Origin of the sequence: Mammaliicoccus sp. B-M6, from assembly GCF_022386965.1 — a bacterium.
Classification (GTDB): Bacteria; Bacillota; Bacilli; order Staphylococcales; family Staphylococcaceae; genus Mammaliicoccus; species Mammaliicoccus sciuri_A.
Window position 1 is genome coordinate 1 of the sequence record NZ_JAJNHJ010000058.1, and the last position, 8,380, is coordinate 8,380.

At 32.8% G+C, this 8,380-nt stretch carries 10 protein-coding genes; 9 read left to right on the top strand and 1 reads right to left on the bottom strand.

What is annotated here, in order from left to right; genetic code table 11:
* Positions 1-397 precede the first annotated feature (397 nt).
* Positions 398-691, top strand: a complete 294-nt coding sequence (locus tag LQ693_RS13040; RefSeq protein ID WP_142922449.1) for a transposase — start codon at positions 398-400, stop codon at positions 689-691.
* On the opposite strand, the gene LQ693_RS13045 is transcribed toward LQ693_RS13040, so the two are convergent.
* Complete coding sequence (locus tag LQ693_RS13045) at positions 650-1,948, bottom strand: PTS sugar transporter subunit IIC (RefSeq protein ID WP_107596564.1); 1,299 nt, start codon at positions 1,946-1,948, stop codon at positions 650-652. The genes LQ693_RS13040 and LQ693_RS13045 overlap by 42 nt on opposite strands.
* 113 nt (positions 1,949-2,061) lie before the next feature.
* Here LQ693_RS13045 and LQ693_RS13050 point away from each other — a divergent pair, with 113 nt between their 5' ends.
* The 8 genes from LQ693_RS13050 to LQ693_RS13085 all read left to right on the top strand — a co-directional run bounded on the left by LQ693_RS13050 (position 2,062) and on the right by LQ693_RS13085 (position 8,181).
* Entirely contained in the window at positions 2,062-3,159 is a 1,098-nt protein-coding gene (locus LQ693_RS13050; protein ID WP_025904327.1) for a DUF871 domain-containing protein, read from the top strand.
* A gap of 1 nt (position 3,160) precedes the next feature.
* Positions 3,161-3,463, top strand: coding sequence for a PTS sugar transporter subunit IIB (locus LQ693_RS13055; protein WP_025904328.1), 303 nt, complete (start codon positions 3,161-3,163; stop codon positions 3,461-3,463).
* 9 nt (positions 3,464-3,472) lie between these two features.
* Positions 3,473-3,790 (top strand): PTS sugar transporter subunit IIA, encoded by a 318-nt coding sequence (locus tag LQ693_RS13060; RefSeq protein ID WP_025904329.1) that lies wholly within the window; start codon positions 3,473-3,475, stop codon positions 3,788-3,790.
* A 17-nt stretch (positions 3,791-3,807) separates the two neighbouring features.
* On the top strand, positions 3,808-4,671 hold the full coding sequence (locus LQ693_RS13065) for an SDR family NAD(P)-dependent oxidoreductase (RefSeq protein ID WP_025904330.1): 864 nt from the start codon (positions 3,808-3,810) through the stop codon (positions 4,669-4,671).
* 115 nt (positions 4,672-4,786) lie between these two features.
* Positions 4,787-5,629 carry a formyltetrahydrofolate deformylase gene (purU, locus tag LQ693_RS13070; protein WP_025904331.1) on the top strand — a complete coding sequence of 281 codons (843 nt, stop codon included), beginning with the start codon at positions 4,787-4,789 and terminating at the stop codon, positions 5,627-5,629.
* An 87-nt stretch (positions 5,630-5,716) separates the two neighbouring features.
* Positions 5,717-6,661 carry a magnesium/cobalt transporter CorA gene (corA, locus tag LQ693_RS13075; protein WP_025904332.1) on the top strand — a complete coding sequence of 315 codons (945 nt, stop codon included), beginning with the start codon at positions 5,717-5,719 and terminating at the stop codon, positions 6,659-6,661.
* A gap of 70 nt (positions 6,662-6,731) precedes the next feature.
* Entirely contained in the window at positions 6,732-7,601 is an 870-nt protein-coding gene (locus LQ693_RS13080; protein ID WP_025904333.1) for an ROK family protein, read from the top strand.
* Between the two features lie 13 nt (positions 7,602-7,614).
* Positions 7,615-8,181, top strand: a complete 567-nt coding sequence (locus tag LQ693_RS13085; RefSeq protein WP_025904334.1) for a GNAT family N-acetyltransferase — start codon at positions 7,615-7,617, stop codon at positions 8,179-8,181.
* Positions 8,182-8,380 lie beyond the last annotated feature (199 nt).

The window sequence follows — 8,380 nt, forward strand, 5'->3', positions numbered from 1 at the left end:
AAAATTGGCTGGACGAAGTCCAGTACAATACCGAACTCAATCCAGCCAATTAATAGCATAATGGAAACTCTAACTTTGGGGGGTCACTACCTTTAGGTGTGGAGTGTTGTTGAATATGGAGTATGGGGAGAGAAGGTGTATTGAGTATGGATGTGGATTCGGAAAGATGTGAGTTAAAGAAGTAATAAACTCATAAGATCGCCAAACATGTGAGTTAAAGAGGTAGTAAACTCACGAGTGATGTGAACCCAAATATTTGACCTAAACAAATCAAATTATTGGGGTGCATTTTTATGAGGAAAAAATATGAATTCAAATTCAAACTAAAACTTGTAAAGGAATATTTAGAAGGACATCAAAGTTATAGAACAATTGCTTTAAAATATGGGGTTTCAAGTTGGTCTGTCCTTCGGATATGGGTCATCAATATAAAGAGTTCGGAGAAGAAGGTTTAGAATTAAAAAGTAGAAACACTGTTTATACTAGCGAATTTAAATTATCTGTTTTAAAATTTAGACAAGATAATATGCTGTCTTATCAAGATACTGCGAATCACTTTAGGATTATTAATCCTATTATCATTGCCAATTGGCAACGTAAGTTTGATGAAAAGTGTCGTCTTGATATAGATAATAAACAAATTTTCTTACTATTTGCCTTCTTTCATATCTTGTTCGATTTGTTCTTTTGATTCGCCGCTTTCTTCTAAGACCATTTTACGGTCGTACATTTTGAAGAATGGGAAATAGATGACGACTGATACGGCGATATTAAATAGTACGAGTACGATTGCTCGCCAATCGCCTCCTGTTGCTAAGTATGCACCTATTGGAGCTGGTAATGTCCATGGTGCCATTACGCTTGTGGCATTTACGAGTCCAAATAATGTTGCTAAGTAGGTTATGACGGTTAATACTAATGGAATGATAATAAATGGTATAACCATGATTGGATTTAATACGATTGGCAATCCAAATATTACTGGTTCATTAATATTAAATAATGATGGTATTGATACAGCTTTACCGAATTTCTTTAAGAACTGAGATTTTGCAAATAATAATATACAAATGACAAGTCCTAATGTAGCACCTGCGCCACCTATCCAAACAAACCATTGGAAAAATGTTTCTGGTGCTATATGCGGTAATGGTTCACCGGCAGCATGTGCTTCTGCATTTTTAGCTAAATATACTTCCCATAGTGGACGTTCGATTGTCCCGACAATTGACATACCATGAATACCAAATGCCCAGAAGAACGTTGTTAAGAATACAGGTACTAGTACACCAGGTAATGTATCACCTGCAAAGACAAGCGGACCTACGATTTTATCAACGAGTGTATGTAAATCAAGTTGGAATACTACTGTAATGATACTCATCGCACCGAGTACAAATACTACTGGGATTAAAGATTCAAATGAGCGACTTACTGATGGCGGTACTTGAGGTGGCATCTTGATCGTAATATTTTTATTTTTACATAATCGATATATTTCTACTGAGAATATCGCAACAAACATTGCAACAAATAGTCCATGACCACCTAAATTGGTCATTGGTAACACGAAACCTAATTTTTTATCCATAGTTGGTGCGATTGTTAATAAGAATGCACCGGTGGAAAGTTGTGCTGCTGACAATGGATCTAAGTCATAGGATTTGGCGAGATTGTAACCTATACCAAACACAATATACAAACTCATGATAAACATCGTCATTCTATATGGAATTAAAATTTGCTCAGCGTGTTCTGTTGCCCACTGAGTAATTGCCCACGACTCTGGTAACGGTGGTGTCGCAAATATTAGGAAGAATGAGCCGAATATAATAAATGGAAGTGCTGAAATAACCCCGTCACGAATGGCGAGTAAATGACGCTGGTTAGAAAGCTTTGTCATTGGACCTGAAAGTTTGCCTTCTATCCATGTCGCAAAGTTATTCATAAAAAATCCCCCTTTGTTTGTAAGCGCTTCAATTTTGTTATAGTATAAACTAAATAGATAAAATATTCAAAATTATAAAAAAAGAAATATATTGCGAATGGAAGTGAAGTTTGATGAAACGGTTAGGAATTTCTTTATATCCAGGAAAATCAAATGAAAATGAAGATATTCAATATATCGAAAAAGCCCATCAATACGGTTTTACGAGAATATTTACAAATTTATTGCAACTTACCGATGAAAATAAAGCGACATTGTTACCAGTCATTGAAAAAACAATTCGTTATGCTAAAAATTTAAACTTTGAAATTTTTATAGATGTGGCACCTCGCACATTCAAAGTACTCGGTATCGAACCAAATGATTTATCTTTTTTCAATGATTTAGGTGTAGATGGTATAAGACTTGATGAAGGGGTAGGTGCGAAAGAAACAAGTGATATGACCTATAATCCTTATGGCATTAAGGTTGAGCTGAATATGAGTGTGATGAATCACTATATTGATAATGTGATGGATTTTGAGCCGAATCGCGCTTGTTTAGTAGGATGCCATAATTTTTATCCTCATCGATATGCAGGAATATCCGAATCATTCTTTTTAGAAGGTAGTAAAAAATTCAAAAAATACGGGTTAAGAACAGCAGCATTTGTTTCAAGTAAAGTAGCTGAATTTGGACCGTGGCCAGTTACTGAAGGTTTGCCAACTTTAGAAGATCATAGAGGTTTACCAGTAACGACCCAAGCTCAACATTTATGGGCTACTGGGTTGATAGATGATGTCATCATCAGTAATTGTTACCCTTCAGAAGCGGAATTAGAGATTTTGAGTCGTTTGATAAATGAACCTATTACATTTGATGCAAAGTTATTTGATGAAATTTCTGATTTAGAGAAGAAAATTGCAATCGAAGAGCCACATTTTTATAGAGGTGATGTCAGTGAGTATATGATTCGTTCAACACAAAGTCGTGTAAAGTATAAAAATGAATCATTTCCAGCACATCATACAGTTGCCATTAAACGTGGTGACATATTAATAGACAATGAAGAATATGGTCAATATAAAGGTGAATTACAAATTGCATTAAAGCCGATGCTCAATACTGGAAAAGTCAATGTGATTGGCAGAATTGAGCCACATGATTTACCACTGCTCAACTATTTAAAACCTTGGGCACATTTTAAATTTAATATAAAGGAGAAAGATTAACATGAAAAAAATATTATTAGTTTGCTCAGCGGGTATGTCTACAAGTATGTTAGTTAAAAAAATGCAAGATACTGCAAATAAAGAAGGTAAAGAATACGAAGTTGAGGCGTTAGCCTTATCAGAAGCAGAAACAAAAGTTGATGAAGTAGATGTTATTCTATTAGGACCACAAGTAAGATTTCAAAAAGCACAAGTAGAAAAAGTAGCAAATGGAAAAGTACCAGTAGATGTAATTGATATGCAACAATATGGCATGATGGATGGAGAAGGTGTATTGAAACATGCCGAAAGCTTAATGAAATAAGGTGAGGAAATGGAAAAATATGAACAAATTGCCTTTCAAATTATTACAAATGTAGGAATGGCAAAAAGTAATTATATGCAAGCAATTCAAGAAGCAAAAGAAGGCAATTTTGAAACAGCTGAGAACTTAGTTTCTGAAGGGAATCAATTTTTAGTTGAAGGACATAAAGTGCATAAGGATCTGATCCAAGCAGAAGCTTCAGGTGAGCCGGTTCCTTTAAATTTGTTATTGTCTCATGCTGAAGATCAACTTATTTCTACTGAAGTCATTAAAGAGATGGCTAAAGAACTGATTTATGTACATCAAAATTATGTGAAAAAGCAATAAAAATAAGGAGATAAACAATGTCGAATAGAATTCTAGCAATCACTGGACCAACTTCAGGAATAGGGAAATCAACAGTTATTGAATTAGCACACGATTATGACATTATTATTTTATTATGTAGAAATGTTGATAAAGGCAATGACTTAAAAAAGCTTTTAGAAGCGGAACATCAACATATAACAGTAGATGTTATTAAGTGTAATTTATCAGATTTAGCAAATGTTATGAAAGCTGCGACACTTGTTTTAGAACGATATCCTTATGTCGACTGTCTCATCAATAATGCAGGCGTCATGTCTTTAACAAGACAAAAAACTGTAGATGGTTACGAATTAATGTTTGGTACGAACTATTTAGGACATTTTATGTTAACGCATATATTATTTGGTTCAATTATGAATAGCCATGACAAACAAATTATTATCGTATCATCTGGTGCATATTTATTTGCACATCTTGGAAGACGAAACTTTAAGTATCCTTTAAGATTTAATCCGATTAAGTCTTATGGAAGATCTAAGCTTGCGACTTTATATTTTATGCAAGAATTACATGAGAAATTTTCGAAAGATGGCTTACATGTTACGGCAGTGCATCCCGGTGCTGTTTCAACTAATTTAGGAAAAACAAAATATAATCAAACATTTGGGAACTTAGTTTATAAAATATTTGATCCTTTATTTATTTCTCCTAAAGAAGGTGCTAAGTCGACCATTAAAGTATCAAAGGATAAAAAATTGTATAAAGGTGAATATGTTCAAGAAGGAAAGATTACAAAACTTAAATCTCATGGTCTTAATTACTATGACCGCAAAAGATTAATTCGTGAAACGTTAGCATCATTACAACTAGACCAATTCATGTATTGGGAAAAACAATAAATGAATACGTTTACATTAGAATCTGATGATGTAATCTATTGTTTTCTTTTAAATTAAATTTTATAATAGTTGATATTGTAAGAATATTTCCAAAATTAATCAAAGGATGAGGCACATGAGTAAGCATTATATATTATTGGCTGATTGTAAAGATGAAATTGGCATTACATCATTAATATCCACTATTATAAAAGATACAAATTCAAATATATTTCATTTAGATCATTATACAGACATTCAAGAAGAAGAAAATCATTTATATTTACGTATAGAATTTGATAAAAACGATGAAGTTAAATCGCTTTTAGAGAATGAACTGACAAATAGAAAGATTAATTTTCAAATCTTTGATGCTGAAGAAAAAGTGAAAACAGCATTACTTGTTTCTAAAGAAGACCATGCGTTAAGTGAAATTATGTTACGTGCGAATCGACAAGAATTTCCAATCGAAATCAGTTGTGTCATCAGCAATCACGAGAATAATCGCAAATTTGTGGAGGATATGGGCATTCCTTTTTATCATGTCAGCGTAACAAAAGAAACAAAGCGTGAAAGTGAAGATGAAATTACAAGCATTTGTGAAAGCTACAATGTTGATTTACTAGTACTTGCGAAATACATGCAAATATTATCACCGACATTTGTTGATAGACATCACTTGAAAATTATTAACATTCACCATTCATTCTTACCATCATTTATTGGTGCGAACCCTTATAAACAAGCCTATACAAGAGGTGTTAAATTAATAGGGGCGACGAGTCATTATGTGACTGAAGATTTAGATGCAGGACCAATTATTGAGCAGGATGTTGTAAGAGTTAATCATAGATATACTGCACAAGATATGAAACATACAGGTAGACATGTTGAATCTCAAGTATTAGCGAGAGCGGTGCAATGGCATTGTGAACATAAAGTCATCGTAAATGGTAATAAGACAGTAGTATTTTCATAATTTATTTTTAGTAGTGAGTATATTTGCTCACTGCTTTTTTAGTTGTATAATATGAAATAAAGTAAAGCGAAAAATGGTGTGAAAAAAATGATTAAAACTTATTATGTCAATTTAAATGGCGAACTAAAGGAAACCAATTCACCTAAAGATATTTCAGAAGAGAAAAAATGGATATGGGTTGATTTAAATGAACCAACTAAAGAAGAATCTGAAATATTAGTTGATTATTTTAATTTTCATCCTTTATCAGTAGAAGACGCAACGCAAGTTCAACAAAGACCGAAGTTTAAACAATATGATGATTATCAATTTATTGTATTCCATGCATTGGATCTAAAGACTTTAGAATCTGAAGAAGTGGATATCTTTATCGGTGATGATTTTATTGTGACATTCCATAGAGAACGTTATGAAGAAATCGATACAATCAAGAGAAAGTTATTTAATGAAACAATCGAAATAAATGAACCTAAAGATATACTATTACATATTCTAGATGATATAGTAGATAACTATTTTCCGTTTATTTACGACATTGAAGATAAGGTGTTTAATTTCGAAGATCGTCATAATTTAGATATTACAACTAAGACGTTAATCGATGACACATTTGATTTAAGACAAGAATTGCTGATTATTAAAAGAACTGTTCAACCTATGAAGGATTTAGTATATAGAATGCGTGAAGGTAAAGTGTTGCATCTTAATGAACAACAATTTTTATATATTACGCATATTAATGACCACCTTATGAAACAAATGGAAATGGTAGATTCATCACGAGAAATGACGAGTGATATACGAGATAATTATATTTCTTTGAACTCATTCAAGATGAACAATATAATGAAAATATTAACCATTTATTCTGTTGTGTTTATGCCTTTAACTTTAATTGCAGGTATTTACGGAATGAACTTTACAAATATGCCAGAACTCGAATGGCATGATGGCTATTATATTGTTCTCGTCATTATGGCCGTTATAGCAATTATTATGTTAATCGTCTTCAAGAAGAAGAGATGGTTCTAATGAACGTATGCGTTATGATTCAGAATATGACTTATGAAAAATAAATAAAAAGGGAAAGAGTGTGATATAAGTGAAACTTCTAGGAGCGATTGAAGCGGGTGGAACGAAATTTGTATGTGCAGTTGGAGATGAAGATTTAAATGTAATAGAACGCATCTCTATACCAACAACTGAGCCGTCAGAAACATTACCTAAAGTTATAGAATTTTTTAAAAAATATCAAATTAGTAGTATAGGTATAGGATCATTTGGACCGATAGATATCAATAAAGATTCTGATACATATGGATATATCACTTCGACACCAAAAATTGCGTGGCAAAATTTTGATTTTAAAGGAGCAGTTCAAGAACATTTCGATGTACCTGTAGCATTTACGACAGATGTAAATGCCTCTTTATACGGTGAGTATAAAAAAGGAATCGCCAAAAATATTGACTCAGCGGTTTACTATACAGTAGGTACTGGTATCGGTGGCGGTGCAATCGTTAAAGGGAAAATTGTACAAGGGTTAAGTCATCCTGAAATGGGACATATGTCTATTAAAATTCATAAAGATGATCAAGACTTTGAAGGTAATTGTCCGTACCACGGTAATTGCTTAGAAGGTTTAGCTTCAGGACCAGCAATCGAAAAAAGAGCAGGTATTTCTGCCAAAGAAATTCATGAAAATGCTCAAGACTGGGATTTCGTTGCTTATTATATTGCGCAAGCAGCACTAAATACAGCATTAATGTTGTCGCCTGAAAAAATCATTTTTGGCGGTGGTGTGATGCATCAAACACATTTATTAAAAAAAGTGCATGAGCAATTTGAACGATTAAATAACAACTATATTGCAGTTCCACCAGTAGAAGAATATATTGTTACACCAAGTTTAAATGATGACCAAGGTATAATCGGTTGTCTAGCATTAGCGTTGAACGAATATCAATCATAAGTAGGTGTTAAGTATGGATGTATTAGTCGAATTAGCAGAAAATCAAATATTGGAAACAGAAAGACTTATTTTAAGACCTATTAATTTAAATGATGTTGAATCATTATTCGAATATGCATCTGATGTTGAAAATACAACACATGTATTTCCAACACACTTATCTAAAGAAGAAACTAAAAGTGTAATTGCAAAACATTATATGACAGCACCATTAGGAAAGTACGGTATCGAATTAAAATCCGAAGATAAATTAATAGGTACAATTGATTTAAGAGTTGAGCAAGAACATAAACGAGGAGAACTCGGTTATGCCCTTAATTTAAAATATACAGGTAATGGCTATATGACAGAAGCGGGATTAGCATTGCTATCACTATCATTTGAAACATTAGGACTTAATCAAGTAAAAGCAATGCACAGTATAATTAATCCTAAATCAGGCGAAGTGATGAAAAGACTCGGCATGAAAAAAATAGGGATCATGCCTAAAAATAGAATTCATAAAGAAAAAGTAGTAGACGATGTCATTTATGCCATAACCGATACCGAATATGCAGAAATGGTAAAAAGTGAGAAGTAGTAGTGTGGGTGTGGTGTAGGTTAGAGTCTTGGGATTAGGAAAGATGTGAGTTAAAGAGGTAGTAAACTCACAAGATAGAGAAACATGTGAGTTAAAGTGGTAATAAACGGGAGTGTAAAATAAACTGTGTAAGTAGAGAACGTACGACTCTACTTCACAGTTTATTTTTTATATAATCTAGCGCGCTATCGCTTACTAT

Bases quoted from the DNA above. Each gene is read 5' to 3' on its own strand.
- LQ693_RS13045 (WP_107596564.1), bottom strand. From the start codon at position 1,948: ATGAATAACTTTGCGACATGGATAGAAGGCAAACTTTCAGGTCCAATG.
- LQ693_RS13050 (WP_025904327.1), top strand. From the start codon at position 2,062: ATGAAACGGTTAGGAATTTCTTTATATCCAGGAAAATCAAATGAAAAT.
- LQ693_RS13055 (WP_025904328.1), top strand. From the start codon at position 3,161: ATGAAAAAAATATTATTAGTTTGCTCAGCGGGTATGTCTACAAGTATG.
- LQ693_RS13060 (WP_025904329.1), top strand. From the start codon at position 3,473: ATGGAAAAATATGAACAAATTGCCTTTCAAATTATTACAAATGTAGGA.
- LQ693_RS13065 (WP_025904330.1), top strand. From the start codon at position 3,808: ATGTCGAATAGAATTCTAGCAATCACTGGACCAACTTCAGGAATAGGG.
- purU (WP_025904331.1), top strand. From the start codon at position 4,787: ATGAGTAAGCATTATATATTATTGGCTGATTGTAAAGATGAAATTGGC.
- corA (WP_025904332.1), top strand. From the start codon at position 5,717: ATGATTAAAACTTATTATGTCAATTTAAATGGCGAACTAAAGGAAACC.
- LQ693_RS13085 (WP_025904334.1), top strand. From the start codon at position 7,615: ATGGATGTATTAGTCGAATTAGCAGAAAATCAAATATTGGAAACAGAA.